The following is a 15,220-nucleotide window of genomic DNA, read 5'->3' on the forward strand; positions in this document are numbered from 1 at the left end:
ACGTCCGTCCCGTGAAGACGTTCATCCTCGCCTCTGCCAGCCCCGCCCGCCGCCGGCTGCTGCAGGCCGCCGGAATCGAGCCGCGGGTCATCGTGAGCGGTGTCGACGAGTCCGCGATCCAGGCGGCCGGCGGCGCCGCCCTCGCCGGCACGCTCGCCGAGCTCAAGGCCCTCGCCGTCGCTGAGTCAGCCGGGGTGGCGGGCACCGACGCCCTGGTGATCGGCTGCGACTCGGTGCTCGAGCTCGACGGCGACGTGCTCGGCAAGCCGGCCGACGCCGACGAGGCGGTCGCCCGCTGGAAGGCGATGCGCGGCCGCTCCGGCGTGCTGTACACCGGCCACTGCCTGGTCGACGCCGAGTCCGGCAGCAACACGTCGAAGACCGTCGGCACCGTCGTGCACTTCGCGGAGCCCGACGACGAGGAGATCGCCGCGTACGTGGCGACGGGCGAGCCACTGCACGTGGCCGGCGCGTTCACCATCGACGGGCTCGGCGGCGTGTTCGTCGACCGGATCGAGGGCGACCACGGCAACGTCGTGGGCCTGTCGCTGCCGACGCTGCGGGTGCTGCTGTCGATCCTCGGGGTCCGCATCACCGACTTCTGGCGGGGCAGGATCGAATCATGACGAGACAGACACTTGCCCTCACCGACGCGCTGCACGCGTATGTCGTCGCCAACGGCAGCGAGCCCGACGACCTGGTCCGCGACCTGATCGAGGAGACCGCGGCGGCGCTGCCGCGCGACGCGGGCATGCAGGTCGCGCCGGAGCAGGCGGCGCTGCTGACGATGCTGACCCGGATCAGCGGCGCCCGGCAGGCCCTGGAGATCGGCACGTTCACCGGGCTGTCGTCGATCGCGATCGCCCGCGGCCTCGCCGAGGGCGGCCGGCTGACCTGCCTGGACGTGTCGGAGGAGTTCACGTCGATCGCCCGGCGGTACTGGCGGCGCGGCGGCCTCGACGACCGCATCGAGCTGCGGATCGGGCCCGCCGCGGAGACGCTCGGTGCGCTGCCGGCCGAGCCGCACCTCGACCTGACCTTCATCGACGCGGACAAGACCGGCTACCTGGGTTACTGGGAGGCGGTCGTGCCCCGGACGCGGCCCGGCGGCCTGATCCTGGTGGACAATGTGCTGCGCCACGGGCACGTGCTCGACCCGGACCCGGGCGACCACGGCACCCTCGCGATCGTCGAGTTCAACCGGCGGGTCCTCGCCGACGAGCGGGTCGAGTCGGTGCTCATCCCGATCGCTGACGGGCTCACACTGGCTCGGCGGCTCTGACCGGCGCCGCGGTCTGCGTGGTATTGAGGGTGGCGCGCCCAGTGAGCCTCTCCAGGCGCGTCACCACCGCGGCGCTCAGCAGCAGGAACGCCGGCACGAGCAGGAACGCGGTGTGCGGCCCGACCCGGTCGGCGAGCGAGCCCAGCGCGAACGGCGCCACCGCGAAGGAGATCCCGACGGCGAACGAGGCCCGGGCCGCGGCCAGGTCCGGCTGCCCGTCGGAGTGGGCGAGGGCGAGGCCGATCCCGAGCGGGTAGTGCAGGCCGCAGCCGAGCCCGCAGCCGAACAGGCCCGCCATCGCCAGCCAGGGCACGGTCGCCGACCAGAACAGCGCGAACCCGGCGGCGGACACGGCGAGCGCTGCCAGGAGCATGCGGGTCGGGCGGTACCGCAGCAGCAGCCGCCCGCCGACGATCCTCCCGGTCACCATCCCGGCGATCATGGTCGACACGGCCGCCGTCGCCACCCCGGCGGACACGTGGGCGTGGTCGCGGAGCACGTCGCTGCCCCACAGCGTCAGGCAGACCTCCACCGAACCGGTCGCGAACAGGCTGGTCGCGGCCAGCCAGTAGGTGGCGGGGAGCCTGCGGGCGCGCCGGCCGTCGGCGGTGCCGTGCTGGAGCGGCTCGGGTGCCCGTACACCGGCGAACACCGCCAACAGGACGGTGGGGACCACCACGAGGACAAGCCCGGCCCGCCACCCGAGACCGGTGCCGTAGGCGAACCCGACGACCAGCGGTGCGACCAGGCCGACGGCGGCCGCGGCGGCGTTGGCCTCGCTGATCGCGGCCGGCCCGGCGGTCCCGTGGTGCTCGGTGAGCGCCGCGACGATGCCGTTGACCAGCAACGACCCGCCGAAGCTCGCGAGGGTGGCGAACGTCAGGGTCAGCGCCAGGTGGTGCGCGGCGAACATGCCCGCGGCGGCGCCGCTGATCAGCGTCAGGCCGGCCCAGATGAGGCGGTGTCGCCCGTACCGGCGGGTCAACGCCGGAATGACGGCGCCGCCGACGATGCCGCCGACGGCGAACCCGGTCCCGTGCAGGCTCGCGAGGGTCCTGCTGATGTGCAGCTCGTCGCGCAGCAGCGGGGCGACCGGCCCGAACCCGTAGAGGAAGTAGCACCACAGGGACAGCTGGACGTAGATCACCCAGGTGAGGCGGTCGCGGACGAGATTGGGCACCGCCTGACGGTGTCACGGCCCCTCCCGTGGTGGAAGGGGCCGTGACGGTGATTGCCGTTACCGGTAAAGTCGACTGGCCTAACGGACGCCCCTGGCGAAGGCGCGGGAGGCCCAGACCACGGTGATCAGGGTCAGGCCGCCGATGACGACGCCCGCCTGCCAGACCGAGTCGGCGCCGGGGTTGCCGGCGAAGAGGGCCCGGACGCCGTCGGTGGCCCACGAGAACGGGTTCCAGTCGGCGACGCGCTTGAGCCACGCCGGGGCGAACGTGAGCGGCAGCAGGATGCCGGCGGTCAGCAGCAGCGGCTGCGAGATCGTGTTCAGCAGCGGCGCGAGGGCGTCCTCGCTGCGCAGCTTCAGCGAGATCGCGTAGGAGAACGCCGACAGCATCAGCGAGATGACCGCCATCAGCGCGAACGCGGCGAGCACGTCCAGGACGCCGACGCTCAGGCCGAACCCGACCGCGACGATGACGATGAGCGCCGCCTGGAACAGCAGCGACACGACGTCGCGCAGCGAGCGGCCGACCAGCAGCGCCAGGCGGCTGACCGGGGTGACCCGGCTCCGCTCGATGACGCCGGCGCGCAGCTCGGCGATCAGCCCGAAGCCGGTGAACAGCGAGCCGAACATGGCCAGCAGCACCAGCAGGCCCGGCACGAACAGCTCGTACGCCTCGGCGTTGGTCTTCACGCCGAGCGCCGGCTTCAGCAGCGGCGCGAAGAGCAGGAGGTAGAAGAGCGGCTGGATGACCCCGACGATCAGCCACACCGGCTGGCGGAGCATGAGCTGCATCTGGCGGGCGAAGACGAGCCAGGTGTCGCGGAGGAATTTCATCGCTACTCAGCTTTCCCGAAGTGAACGGCCGGTCTTGGTGAGGAAGACGTCGTCGAGGCTGGGTCGGTGCAGCTCCATCTGGGTGAGCTGCACGCCGGCGTGGTCGAGCACGCGGAGGATGTGCGGGATCGCGACGGCGCCCTCGTCCACGTACAGCCGGAGCTCGTTCTTGGCGTGTTCTTCGAGCTTGCGGACGTAGTCCTGGTTCCTGAGCAGCGCGATCGCCGTTTCAGCGGATGCTCCGGCGGTGCCGACGGTCACGACGTCGCCGGCGACCTCGCGCTTGAGCGCGTCGACCGTGCCCTCGGTGACGATCTCGCCGTGGTCCATGATCGCGATCCGGTCGCAGAGCGCGTCGGCCTCGTCGAGGTAGTGGGTGGTGATGAAGACCGTCATGCCCTCGGCGCGCAGGCGGCGTACCTCGTCCCACATGTGGGCGCGGCTCTGCGGGTCGAGGCCGGTGGTCGGCTCGTCGAGGAAGACGACCTTCGGCCCGTGGATGATGCCGAGCGCGATGTCGACCCGCCGGCGCTGGCCGCCGGAGTAGGTCTTGGTCTTGCGGTCGGCGTACTCGGTGAGCTGGAACGCCGCGAGGGCCTTGTCGGCCCGCTCGAGCGCCTCGGCCTTGTGGATGCCGTAGAAGCGGGCCTGCAGGACCAGCTCCTCGCGCGCGGTGCTCTCGTCCCAGGTGCTGCCGCCCTGGGCGACGTAACCGATCCGGCGGCGCACCTCGCCCGGGTGCTTGAGCAGGTCGGCGCCGGCGATGACCGCCTCGCCGCCGTCGGGCGTGATGAGCGTGGCCAGCATCCGCAGCGTCGTGGTCTTGCCCGCGCCGTTGGGGCCGAGGAACCCGTAGATCTCCCCCTCCCGGACGGAGAGGTCGACCCCCCGGACCGCCTCGACGACCTTGGTCTCCCGACCGGCCCGTGAGCGGTACGACTTCCGCAGACCCTTCGTCTCGATCATGACGGTCTCCCCTGTCGTCTGTGTGCTACGCGGGTCAACCTAACGCGATATAAACTACTAGTCAAGCGCGTTATATCGCGTTTTAAACCTCGTCCTCGTCGTCCTGCGGGTCTCCGAACTGCTCACGGATCGCCGCGCGCCAGGCGTCGGGGCTCTGCCCACCCTCGTTGAAGTGCCCACCCTCGCCGGCCTCGACCCGCGCGGCCACGTCCTGGCACCAGCGGGCCTCCGCCTCGGCGCGCACCGCCGTGAGCTCCAGCTGCCAGCCCACGTGCGGCGGCTTGTCGGCGATCCACTCGTCGATGCTGTCGCGATAGGTTGCAACCCAGTCGTTGAGGAGCCGTGCCCGGGCCCGCAGCGCGCCGACCGCCTCGGGGCGCGGCAGCGACGGCAGGAAGGCGAAGGCGGCCTGGAAGGGGTCGACCGGCTCCGAGTACTCCCACCAGTACCGGCGCAGCATGGCCTGATACTCGACCTCGCCGGCCTTGGTCAGCTGGTACCTCGTGCGGGCCGGACGCCCGTCCACCTGCTCGGTGTCGACCGGCTCGAGCAGGCCTTCCTCGGTCAGCTTGCGCAACGCGTGATAGATCGATCCCGGCTGGACATTGGCCCAGCTCTCCACGTTCCAGCTGGTCAGCTCCTTGCGGATGTCGTAACCGTGGACGGGCTGCAGGTAGGAGACCAGTCCCATGATCATCAAACGCGTAGTAGACACGACATAATCTTAATAGGGTCGGTTTGACTATGACATTGTTGGCAGCGGGACTTGTCGTACAGGTCGCTTAGACTGCGGCTGAGGGTTACCCAAGGGAGCGTTCAGCGTGCGCAAGGTTCTCATCGCCAACCGGGGCGAGATCGCGGTCCGCGTCATCCGGGCCTGCCAGGACGCGGGTCTGGCCAGTGTCGCGATCTACGCCGACTCCGACCGCGACGCGCTGCACACCCGCCTCGCCGACGAGGCCTATGCCCTCGGCGGCGACACCCCCGGCGCGTCCTACCTGCGCATCGAGAAGGTCGTCGAGGTCGCCCTCGCCGCGGGCGCCGACGCCGTCCACCCCGGCTACGGGTTCCTGTCCGAGAACGCGGACTTCGCCCAGGCCGTCATCGACGCCGGGCTGACCTGGATCGGCCCGACCCCGCAGGCGATCCGCGACCTCGGCGACAAGGTCACCGCCCGGCACATCGCCCAGCGCGCCGGCGCGCCCCTCGTCCCCGGCACCGCCGAGCCCGCCCGCGACGCCGACGAGATCGTCGCGTTCGCCCGCGAGCACGGGCTGCCCGTCGCCATCAAGGCCGCCTTCGGCGGCGGCGGCCGCGGCCTGAAGGTCGCCCGCACGCTGGAGGAGATCCCGGCGCTCTTCGAGTCCGCGACCCGCGAGGCGGTCGCCGCCTTCGGGCGGGGCGAGTGCTTCGTCGAGCGCTATCTGGACCAGCCCCGCCACGTCGAGGCCCAGGTCCTCGCCGACCAGCACGGCAACGTGGTCGTCGTCGGCACCCGCGACTGCTCCCTGCAGCGCCGCCACCAGAAGCTCGTCGAGGAGGCGCCCGCGCCGTTCCTCACCGACGCCCAGCGCGCCCAGATCCACGAGTCGGCGAAGGCGATCTGCCGCGAGGCGGGCTACCACGGCGCCGGCACCGTCGAGTATCTCGTCGGCAACGACGGCACCATCTCCTTCCTCGAGGTCAACACCCGCCTCCAGGTCGAGCACCCGGTCAGCGAGGAGACCGCCGGCATCGACCTGGTCCGCGAGCAGTTCCGGGTCGCCGACGGCGAGAAGCTCCGCTTCGACGAGGACCCCGCCCCGCGCGGCCACTCCATCGAGTTCCGCATCAACGGCGAGGACCCGGGCCGCGGCTTCCTGCCCGCCCCCGGCACCGTCACCACCCTGCGCCTGCCCACCGGCCCCGGCGTCCGCGTCGACACCGGCATCGAGTCCGGCAGCGTCATCGGCGGCAACTTCGACTCCCTCCTCGCCAAGGTCATCATCACCGGCGAGACCCGCGAGCAGGCCCTGGAGCGCGCCCGCCGCGCCCTGGACGAGATGGTCGTCGAAGGCATGGCCACCGCCCTGCCCTTCCACCGCGCCGTCCTGCGTGACGAGGCCTTCACCGAGTCTCCCTTCCGGGTGCACACCCGCTGGATCGAGACCGAGTGGGTCAACACGGTGCCGCCGTTCACCGCCCCCTCCGGCGACCTGCCCGCCGCCGAGGAGCGCTCGACGGTGGTCGTGGAGGTCGGCGGGAAGCGGCTGGAGGTGTCGCTGCCCGCGGGCTTCGGCACCGGCCCCGCCGTCGCCGCCCCCGGCTCGCCGGCCCCGCGCCGCCGCTCGGGCACGAAGAAGCAGTCGGGCGCCGCGAGCGGCGACGCCCTCACCAGCCCCATGCAGGGCACGATCGTGAAGATCGCCGTGGCCGAGGGCGACACGGTCGCCGAGGGTGACCTGATCGTCGTCCTGGAGGCGATGAAGATGGAGCAACCCCTCAACGCCCACAAGTCGGGCGTCGTCACCGACCTCGCAGCCACCGTCGGCGAGGTCGTCTCCGCCGGCGCCGTCATCGCCACCCTGAAGTAGCCGCCTCCACCACCACGCGGCCGCTCCACTCCACCCCCGGCACCGCCGCACAAGCCCCGCGGTTCCGGTGGCGCGCTCGCGTCCCCACCGGCGCGACATTGCCGCAACCACCTCCGGCCCGGCGTGCCCCGTTCGGCGGCCCCCATGACCAATCTCCCCGGGGCGGAAGCTCTAAGGCGGATCTGGCCTGGTGAGCCCCTGTTCGCTGGGGCCACCACCAGCATGATCGACGGACGGATCCGGTCACCCGAACGACCGGAACTGTCCTTGGATCACGGGAAGGCGCCGGAAACCCCGACAGCCCCCGGGCGAACCTCCGTCACCGCCGACCGGACGAAGCGGATCAATCACCGGAATTCCTGCACTATCGGGCACGCCACAACTCTCTCAGGGCCATGACCGCGAACACCGCACCGCTGGACGCGGCGGCACACCGCGGTCGTCCACTCAAGCAGCCCCGACCACCACTCCCCGCACGGACGCACCTCCCCGACCGATGATCCAAGGACGGATCCGGCTACCCGCACGGCCAGAACCGTCCTTGGATCACGACGGGCAGCACCGGCAAACCTGGCAGCCCCCAGGGCGAACCTCATTCACCGCTGACCGGACGAAGTGGATCAATCAGCAGAATTCCCCCACCACCGGACACGCCACACCCCCTCAGGGCCATGACCGCGAACACCGCACCGCTGGACGCGGCGGCACACCGCGGTCGTCCACTCAAGCAGCCCCGACCACCACACCCCGCACGGCGCACCTCCCCGACCGATGATCGAAGGACGGATCCGGCCACCCGCACGGCCAGAACCGTCCTTGGATCACGACGGCGGCGAACCCGGCAGCCCTCAGGGCGAGCCTCCATCACCGCTGACCGGACGAAGCGGATCAATCCCGCACCACCGGGCAGGCCACATCCCCTCAGGGCCATGACCGCGAACCCCGCGCCGCTGGGCGCGGCGGCACACCGCAGTCGTCCACTCAAGCAGCCCCTGACCACCAGACCCCGCACGGCGCACCTCCCCGACCGATGATCGAAGGACGGATCCGGCCACCCGCACGACCAGAACCGTCCTTGGATCACGACGGGCAGCGCCGACGAACCCGGCAAACCCCGGGACCAAACCTCCATCACTACCGACCCGACACGGCGGATCAAGTACCGGCATGATCGACGGACGGATGTGGCCACCCGCACGACCGGGACCGTCCTTGGATCACGGGACGGGCGCCGCGCTGCTGGACGTAGGCCTGGGGGTGGCCACCGGATGCGGCGCGGATGCGTCGCTTGGCCTGGCTCGCGTCTCGGCGCGGGCAGTGCGGCGCGGAGCGGCGCATCGGGGCTGCGGGTGGGAATCCCCGCCGGGACCTGCCGCGGCAGCGGTGGGGCGGAAGCACAGTGGGGAATTACGGTGCGGCGTGGGCGCCTGTGCTGGCGTGGAGGGGGACGGCGACGACGGCGGTGCCGTAGGCGCAGAGTTCGGCCCAGGTGTTGGTGAAGTCGCGGTGGTCGAAGCGCATGCCGACGACGGCGTTGGCGCCGCGCTGCTCGGCGACGTGGACCATCTGGCCGACGGCGCGCGCCCGGGTCTGCACGAGGAACTGGGACATGTCGAGGCCCGGGCCGCCCTCGGTCGAGCGTAGCCCCGCGGCGAACGGGTTCCGCGACGTCGCGCACACCCCGAGCACCTCGCCGAGCACGGTCGTGATCTCGTACCCCGGTAAACCCTCAGTCGTTACAACCAGCACATATGAATCGTATGCACATATGTACGGTTTAGGGTGGATCTACTGGGAACCACCCCCTCAGCCCTGCCCGGGAGTGGCGTTGGGGTTGACGGTGATACCCGCCGCGAAGCGGATCAGGTCGGGCTCCGGCAGCGGTACGGGCGTCGCGGACTGGATCACGAGCAGCCGGCCGTCGCCGAGGTCGACCTGCAGCGAGAAGAAGCCGTCGACCGGGTCGGTCAGGATGCCGGGGCGGCCCGCGACGTCGACCGCGCGGCCCGTGGACAGCTCGCCGGTCACGCCCAGCATCACGGTGAGCTTGCCGACGAAGGTCTCGTCGGCGGTGACGTCCGGCGGGCAGAAGGTGACGGCGGCCGGGCTGATGTTGTCGACCGTGTACCCGTCGGGGACCAGCGCGAACGTGAACGGCGCCGGCACGCTCACCGGCTGCGGCAGGAGGCCCTTGGCGAACCCGGCGAGCCGGTCGACCGGCACGGCGGGGGACGCGCGCAGCTCGAACCACTGCCCGGGCGCCTCCTGCCAGATCAGGGAGGTCCCCGTGTCGTCGGACTCCGCGGTGTACCCGACGACACCGCGGACCATGATCGGCTCGGTCCCGGTCGCGAGTGGGCGGGTCGGGCTGACCGTCAGCGTGGCGGTGGCGGCGTCGTCCGGCAGGGGCTGGCTGAGCGTCGGGAGTCCGGCGGCGAGGCGTACCTCGGGATCGGTGCCCGACGGTGGCGGGCTGAGCGGGAACGTGACCGTCAGCGGGCCGGACGGCGAGGCCAGCACCGACGGCGCGGCCACCGCCACCGGGGCGGCCGCGAGCCGCAGCGGCACGGTGACCCCGACGGTGGCCAGCACGGCGACGACCGCGCCGACCACGACGCGGGTCCGCCGCGCGCGCCGGCGGCTCTCCGCGCGGACGACCGTGAGCAGCGCCGCCCCGGCCGGGGCCTCGGCGGCGTGCCGGTGCATCAGGTCACGGACGCGCTGCTCGACGTCGCTCACCGCACCGCGCTGCGGGGAAAGGTCGTTCATGGCTCGCCTCTGCGGAGTGGGACGGGGGTCAGTGCCGACCGGAGCTTGTGCAGCGCGTGGAACGCGTGGACGCGGACGGTCGCCTGGGCGCAGCCCAGCAGCCTGGCGATCTCGGCGTCGGGGAGGTCCTCGTAGTACCGCAGGACGACGACGGCGCGCTGGGAGCGGGGCAGCGCGTTCAACGCCGTCCACATCTCGTCCGCGTCGACGACCCGGTCGGCGAGCGCATCGGGCGAGGAGCCGGGCGGCGCGCCGTCGGGCGGGTCGGCGACCGGCCGTTCGGTGCTCGCGCGGCGGCGCCGCCACGACAGGTACTGCCGCAGGACCGCCCGGCGGACGTAGGGCTCGGGACCCTCGTCGCCGGTGATCGCGTGCCAGCGGCGGTGCGCCCGGACGAGCGCCTCCTGGGTCAGGTCCTCGGCCAGGTGCCGGTCGCCGGTCAGCAGGTACGCGAACCGGAGCAGCGCCGCGCTGCGCACCGTCACGAATTCGTCGAAGTCCTGCACGTCTTCCTTGACGTTGCCGGTGGGGTCGGGCGTTTATGGCTGTTCCGACGGAGTTGGGTCGTCGTACTGCCCGGAGCGCCCCGCGTAGGGCCGGCCGTCGACGATCGGCCACGGGTTGGCTACGCAGCCGTGCAGGCCGAGGGTCTGCTGCTGCATGACGGGGGCGGGCCGGCCCGGGCCGGGGCACAGCTCGTGGCCGCGGCCGAGGCGGTGACCGGTCTCGTGGTTGACGACGTAGGCCCGGTAGGCGGTGAGGTCGGCGCCGTAGCCGGGGATGCCGCGGGCCCAGCGGGCCACGTTGACGACGACGGTGTTGCCGTTCCTGCAGGAGGTGTACCGGTCGTAGCCGCCACCGCACAGCACGTCGCGGGTCGCTGGGGTGGCGAGGTAGATGGTGAAGTCGAACGCCTCGCCCTGCCCGGCCCGGCGCAGCCGCCAGTTGCCGGTGCCGGGCCAGCTGCGCGGGTCGGTGAAGATCAGCTCGACGGCGTCGCCGAACGTGGCCGCGTCGACGCCGGTGATGCCGTGCTCCACCCCGATCCGGTAGGTCAGCAGCCTGCCCTTCGTCCCGATGGCGGGCCCGCCGGCGGTGGCGAAGCCGAACGTGCCGCCGCCGTCGACAGGGAACCGGATCACCGGCACGTCGGTCGTGGCCGGTCCCCGCGACGACGGTGCCGCCGTCGGCGACGACGGTGGCGGGGACGGTGGCGAGGACGGTGGCGAGGACGCGATCGACGGGGCGGGCGAGGCGGCCGACGCCGAGAAGGACGGCGTGGACGAGCAGCCGGCCACGAGGGCGAGCGTCACGATGGTCGGGAAGATCCGCACACCGGGACTGACGCACCGCCCCCGTCCGACTGTTTATGAACCCCGCCTATGGCGCGGCACACACCTCCGACAGGCCCGCGACGGCCGCGGCGATCGGCAGCACCCCCGACAGCGCCCCGGGGTCCCGCGGGCGCAGCGAGACCGAGCCGCCGGCCGCCTCCCGCTCCCCCACGACCGCGACGAACGGCACCTTCCGCGCCGCCGCCTGCCGGATCCGTGCGCCCAGGCTGCCCGCGTGACACTCCTCGACCCGCAGGTCGGCGGCCCGGCAGGCGCGCACGAAGTCGCCGCCGGCCTGCGCGTCGGCGACGGGGAGGACGGCGACCTGCAGCGGCGCGAACCAGGCGGGGAACGCCCCGTCGTGCACCTCGATCAGGTGCGCGAAGAGCCGCTCCATGCTGCCCGCCACGCTGCGGTGCACCATCACGGGGCGCCGCCGCGCACCGCCGGCGTCCACGTAGGACAGGTCGAAGCGGGCCGGCTGGAAGTAGTCGACCTGCACGGTCGCGAGGGTGCTCTCCCGCCCGGCGTGGTCCACCAGCTGGACGTCGATCTTCGGCCCGTAGAAGGCCGCCTCGCCGGGCGCCTCCACGTAGGAGACGCCTGCGATGTCCAGCGCTTCCCGCAGTACCGACGACGCCGCCGCCCACATCTCGGGGTCATCGACATACTTCCCGCCCTCGCCGCGCAGCGACAGCCGGAACGACGACGGCTCGAAGCCGAGCGCGGCGTGCGCCACCCGCATGAGCCGCAGCGCCTCGACGACCTCGTCGCGTACCTGCTCCTCGGCGCAGAAGACGTGCCCGTCGTTGAGGGAGATCGCCCGCACGCGGGACAGCCCGCCGAGGACGCCGGAGCGTTCCGCGCGGTACTGCCCGCCGATCTCACCGATGCGCAGCGGCAGCTCCCGGTAGGAGCGGCCGCGCGCCCCGAACACCGCCGCGTGGTGCGGGCAGAGGCTCGGCCGCAGCACGAACGCGTCGTGCTCGCTGAGCGCCATCGGCGGGAACATGTCGTCGGCGAAGTGCGGCAGGTGCCCCGATCTGAGGTACATCTCCTGCTTGGCCAGGGGCGGCGAGTAGACGTGCTGGTAGCCGTTGCGGCGTTCCAGGGCGTGGAGGTAGTCCTCGACGGCGCGGCGGGCGGCGGCGCCGGCGGGCAGCCACAGCGGCAGCCCCGCGCCGACGAGCGGGTCGGAGTGGAAGAGCTCGAGGTCGCGGCCGAGCTTGCGATGGTCCTGCATGGTCTTGACTCCCTTGATGCGACAAGGGGGCGCCGCGCACGAAAAAGCTCCGGAGCGCGGGCGCCCCGGAGCTTTGCTGAGAACAGGTGAGTGTCAGCGCCGCCGGGGAAGGCCCGGCGTCGTCGTGAACAGTGCGCTGTGACTCATGCCCGGAAGAATAGCGCGCCGTTCGGAGGGCGCGACGGGTATAAACGTGCGGTGCCTGAAGGTCACACCATCCACCGTCTCGCCGAGCGGCACCGCAAGCTGTTCGCGGGCCGGCCCGTCGCCGTCAGCAGCCCGCAGGGCCGGTTCGCCGCCGGTGCCGCCCAGGTCGACGGGCGGGTGCTGCTCGACACGGCGGCGCACGGCAAGCACCTGCTCCACCAGTACGAAGGCGACGTCACGCTGCACGTCCACCTGGGCCTGTACGGCAAGTTCACCGACGGTGACGGCGACCCCCCGCCCGCGGTCGGGGAGGTGCGGCTGCGGATGGCGAACGGCGAGCACTGGCTCGACCTGCGCGGCCCGACGGCCTGCGAGCTGCTCGACCCCCTCCAGGTCGACGCCCTGCACGCCCGTCTCGGCCCCGACCCGCTCGCCGAGGAGGACGACGGCGGCGTCAAGGCGTTCAAGGCCATCAAGAAGTCGGACCGGCCGCTCATGGCGCTGCTCATGGACCAGTCGATCGTGGCCGGCGCCGGGCTGATCTACGTGACCGAGGCCCTCTTCCGGGCCGGCCTGCGCCCGACGGTCGCCGGCCGGCGGCTGACCCGCCGGCGGTGGGACGCGATCTGGCAGGACCTGCGGACCCTGATGCGCACCGGCGTCGAGGACGGCCGCATCGACACCGTCCACAGCATCCACCTGCCCGAGGCGATGGGCCGCGCCCCTCGCGTCGACCGGCACGGCGGCGAGGTCTACGTGTACCGCCGGACGAACCAGCCCTGCCTCGTCTGCGGCACGCCCGTGCAGACGGCGGAGGTCAACGCCCGCAACGCGTACTGGTGCCGGGTCTGCCAGAGGACCCGCTGATGGTCGCCGCCCTGGAGCTGCACCTCGACGAGCGCGCGACCCGCCGCATCCGCGTCCTGTGGGACCTGCTGGAGGATCTCGGCGTACAGACGCTGCGGACGCCGCACGACGGCAAGCACCGGCCGCACGTCTCGCTGATCAGCGCCCGGGTGCTCGACCCCGACGCGGTCGTCGAGGCGCTCAAGCCGGTGCGCGTCGCGGCGCCGCTGCGCCTGAACTTCCAGTTCGCCGGGGTGTTCGTCGGGCGGGTCGTGTTCCTGGGCCTGGCGCCGACCCCGGACCTGATGCGGCACCAGGCCGAGGTCTGGCGCCACCTCACCGGCGCCGGGATCGAGGGGCTGCCCCTGTACGACCCCGGCGAGTGGGTCCCGCACTGCACCGTCTCCATGCGGGTGCCCCGCCCGATCCTCACCGACGCGCTGCGCCGCTGCCTGGAGGTCCTCCCGATCGAGGCCACCGTCAAGAAGGCCGCGGTGGTCGACTACGCCCGCGACATCTATCGGGAACTACCGTGATTCTCAGTCCGCCGCGTGGAGCATGAGCTGGCGGGCGGCCTCGGCGACGGAGCCGGAGATCGACGGGTAGATCGTGATGGTGTGGGCGAGCTGGTCGACGCTCAGATGGTTCTCCACCGCCATGGCGATCGGCATGATCAGCTCGCTGGCCTTGGGGGCGACGACGACGCCGCCGACGACGAGGCCCGACGCGGGGCGGCAGAAGATCTTCACGAACCCGTCGTCGAGGCCGTCCATCTTGGCCCGGGCGTTGCCTGCCAGGGGCAGCATGACCGAGCGGGCCGGGACCCGGCCGCTGTCGATGTCGGACTGGGTGATGCCGACGGAGGCGAGCTCCGGGTCGGTGAACACGTTGGCGGCGACGGTGCGCAGCTTCAGCGGGGCGACCGCCTCGCCGAGGGCGTGCCACATCGCGATCCGGCCCTGCATGGCGGCGACACTGGCCAGGGGCAGCAGCCCGGTGCAGTCGCCGGCCGCGTAGATGCCCGGCACGTTGGTGCGGGAGACCCGGTCGACGGTGACGTAGCCGCCGGGAGCGACCTCGACGCCGTACTCCGTCAGACCGAGCGCGGCCGTCTGCGGCACCGAGCCGACCGCCATCAGGACGTGCGAACCCTCGACCGAACGGCCGTCGGCGAGCTCGACCACGACGCCGCCGTCGACCCGGCGGGCGGCCGCGGCGCGGGAGTTGTTGAGGATGGTCATGCCCCGGGCGCGGAACACCCGCTCGATCGCCATCGCGGCGTCGGGGTCCTCGTGCGGCATGACCCGGTCGCGGCTGGAGACGAGGGTCACGTCGATGCCCATCGCCAGATACGCCGACGCGAACTCCGCGCCGGTCACGCCCGAGCCGACGACGATCAGGTGCTCGGGCAGCTGGGGCAGGTCGTAGACCTGGCGCCAGTCGAGGATGCGCTCGCCGTCCGGCGTCGCGGTCGGCAGCACCCGCGGGGTCGCGCCGGACGCCAGCAGTACCGTTGAGGCCGCGATCACATACGGAGCGTCACTGCCCGTGGGTGTGATCTGCACCGCATGGGTGTGACCCAGCGTGTCCTCACCGAGGCGGGCAGTGCCCGTGACGAACTCGACACCGGCCTTGACGAGCTTCGAGTGGATGTCGCTGGACTGCGCCGCGGCCAGCCGCTTGACCCGCCGGTGCACCGCCGGGCCGTCCACGCGCACGTCGTCGCCGGGCGGCCCCATGACCCCGAACTCCTCGGTGTCCAGGTGCGCGGTGACCACGCTGGAGCTGGCGATGAACGTCTTGGACGGCACGCAGTCGTGCAGCACGCACGCGCCACCAGCACCTTCGGCCTCGATCACGGTGACCTCGGCGCCGAGCTGCGCGGCGACCAGGGCCGCCTCGTAGCCCGCCGGGCCCCCTCCGATGATCACGATCCGGCCCACGAACGCCACCCCTTCCCCGACTCCTGCCGCACATTGTCGCCCGGCGGCATACGCCACTGAGCAGCGACCCAGCCGAACGGCCGCAACGCGCCGACGAGTGGAT

Annotated in this window: 15 protein-coding genes; 5 read left to right on the forward strand and 10 right to left on the reverse strand. The window is 72.3% G+C overall.

What is annotated here, in order from left to right; genetic code table 11:
- Window positions 1-11: 11 nt before the first annotated feature.
- Window positions 12-626: a Maf family protein gene (locus ABD332_RS21545; protein ID WP_344503800.1), complete on the forward strand. Its 615-nt coding sequence runs from the start codon at window positions 12-14 to the stop codon at window positions 624-626.
- Entirely contained in the window at window positions 623-1,282 is a 660-nt protein-coding gene (locus ABD332_RS21550) for an O-methyltransferase (RefSeq protein WP_344503801.1), read from the forward strand. Before ABD332_RS21545 ends, ABD332_RS21550 begins: the two co-directional genes overlap by 4 nt.
- On the opposite strand, the gene ABD332_RS21555 is transcribed toward ABD332_RS21550, so the two are convergent.
- From ABD332_RS21555 to ABD332_RS21570, 4 genes are all read right to left on the reverse strand, one after another.
- On the reverse strand, window positions 1,260-2,462 hold the full coding sequence (locus ABD332_RS21555) for an MFS transporter (protein ID WP_344503802.1): 1,203 nt from the start codon (window positions 2,460-2,462) through the stop codon (window positions 1,260-1,262). The genes ABD332_RS21550 and ABD332_RS21555 overlap by 23 nt on opposite strands.
- 78 nt (window positions 2,463-2,540) lie before the next feature.
- On the reverse strand, window positions 2,541-3,296 hold the full coding sequence (locus ABD332_RS21560; protein WP_344503803.1) for an ABC transporter permease: 756 nt from the start codon (window positions 3,294-3,296) through the stop codon (window positions 2,541-2,543).
- A 6-nt stretch (window positions 3,297-3,302) separates the two neighbouring features.
- Complete coding sequence (locus tag ABD332_RS21565) at window positions 3,303-4,262, reverse strand: ATP-binding cassette domain-containing protein (RefSeq protein WP_344503804.1); 960 nt, start codon at window positions 4,260-4,262, stop codon at window positions 3,303-3,305.
- 82 nt (window positions 4,263-4,344) lie between these two features.
- The gene (locus ABD332_RS21570; protein WP_344503805.1) at window positions 4,345-4,959 is read right to left on the reverse strand and encodes a PadR family transcriptional regulator; all 615 of its coding nucleotides are present in this window, start codon (window positions 4,957-4,959) and stop codon (window positions 4,345-4,347) included.
- A 124-nt stretch (window positions 4,960-5,083) separates the two neighbouring features.
- On the opposite strand from ABD332_RS21570, the gene ABD332_RS21575 reads away from it, so the two are divergent.
- Entirely contained in the window at window positions 5,084-6,835 is a 1,752-nt protein-coding gene (locus ABD332_RS21575; protein WP_344503806.1) for an acetyl/propionyl/methylcrotonyl-CoA carboxylase subunit alpha, read from the forward strand.
- 1,407 nt (window positions 6,836-8,242) lie between these two features.
- Here ABD332_RS21575 and ABD332_RS21580 read toward each other — a convergent pair.
- From ABD332_RS21580 to thrS, 5 genes are read right to left on the reverse strand one after another with little or no spacing between them, the layout of a single operon-like run.
- The gene (locus ABD332_RS21580) at window positions 8,243-8,584 is read right to left on the reverse strand and encodes a heavy metal-binding domain-containing protein (RefSeq protein WP_344503807.1); all 342 of its coding nucleotides are present in this window, start codon (window positions 8,582-8,584) and stop codon (window positions 8,243-8,245) included.
- 57 nt (window positions 8,585-8,641) lie between these two features.
- Window positions 8,642-9,604 (reverse strand): hypothetical protein, encoded by a 963-nt coding sequence (locus ABD332_RS21585; RefSeq protein WP_344503808.1) that lies wholly within the window; start codon window positions 9,602-9,604, stop codon window positions 8,642-8,644.
- A complete protein-coding gene (locus ABD332_RS21590) occupies window positions 9,601-10,110 on the reverse strand; it encodes a SigE family RNA polymerase sigma factor (protein ID WP_344503809.1) in 510 nt (169 codons plus the stop codon). The genes ABD332_RS21585 and ABD332_RS21590 overlap by 4 nt, the downstream gene beginning before the upstream one ends.
- A 33-nt stretch (window positions 10,111-10,143) precedes the next feature.
- Window positions 10,144-10,938 (reverse strand): DUF3152 domain-containing protein, encoded by a 795-nt coding sequence (locus ABD332_RS21595; protein ID WP_344503810.1) that lies wholly within the window; start codon window positions 10,936-10,938, stop codon window positions 10,144-10,146.
- Window positions 10,939-10,984: 46 nt separating this feature from the next.
- Window positions 10,985-12,181 carry a threonine--tRNA ligase gene (thrS, locus tag ABD332_RS21600; RefSeq protein ID WP_344503811.1) on the reverse strand — a complete coding sequence of 399 codons (1,197 nt, stop codon included), beginning with the start codon at window positions 12,179-12,181 and terminating at the stop codon, window positions 10,985-10,987.
- 198 nt (window positions 12,182-12,379) lie between these two features.
- On the opposite strand from thrS, the gene ABD332_RS21605 reads away from it, so the two are divergent.
- Together ABD332_RS21605 and ABD332_RS21610 are read left to right on the forward strand one after the other, a co-directional pair.
- The gene (locus tag ABD332_RS21605) at window positions 12,380-13,195 is read left to right on the forward strand and encodes an Fpg/Nei family DNA glycosylase (RefSeq protein ID WP_344503812.1); all 816 of its coding nucleotides are present in this window, start codon (window positions 12,380-12,382) and stop codon (window positions 13,193-13,195) included.
- The gene (locus ABD332_RS21610; RefSeq protein WP_344503813.1) at window positions 13,195-13,710 is read left to right on the forward strand and encodes a 2'-5' RNA ligase family protein; all 516 of its coding nucleotides are present in this window, start codon (window positions 13,195-13,197) and stop codon (window positions 13,708-13,710) included. Before ABD332_RS21605 ends, ABD332_RS21610 begins: the two co-directional genes overlap by 1 nt.
- 3 nt (window positions 13,711-13,713) lie before the next feature.
- Here the strand turns inward: ABD332_RS21610 and ABD332_RS21615 are convergent, their stop codons facing one another.
- Complete coding sequence (locus ABD332_RS21615; protein WP_344503815.1) at window positions 13,714-15,174, reverse strand: NAD(P)H-quinone dehydrogenase; 1,461 nt, start codon at window positions 15,172-15,174, stop codon at window positions 13,714-13,716.
- Between the last annotated feature and the right edge of the window lie 46 nt (window positions 15,175-15,220).

Origin of the sequence: Dactylosporangium maewongense, assembly GCF_039531485.1 — a bacterium.
In the GTDB taxonomy this organism is placed as follows: Bacteria; Actinomycetota; Actinomycetes; order Mycobacteriales; family Micromonosporaceae; genus Dactylosporangium; species Dactylosporangium maewongense.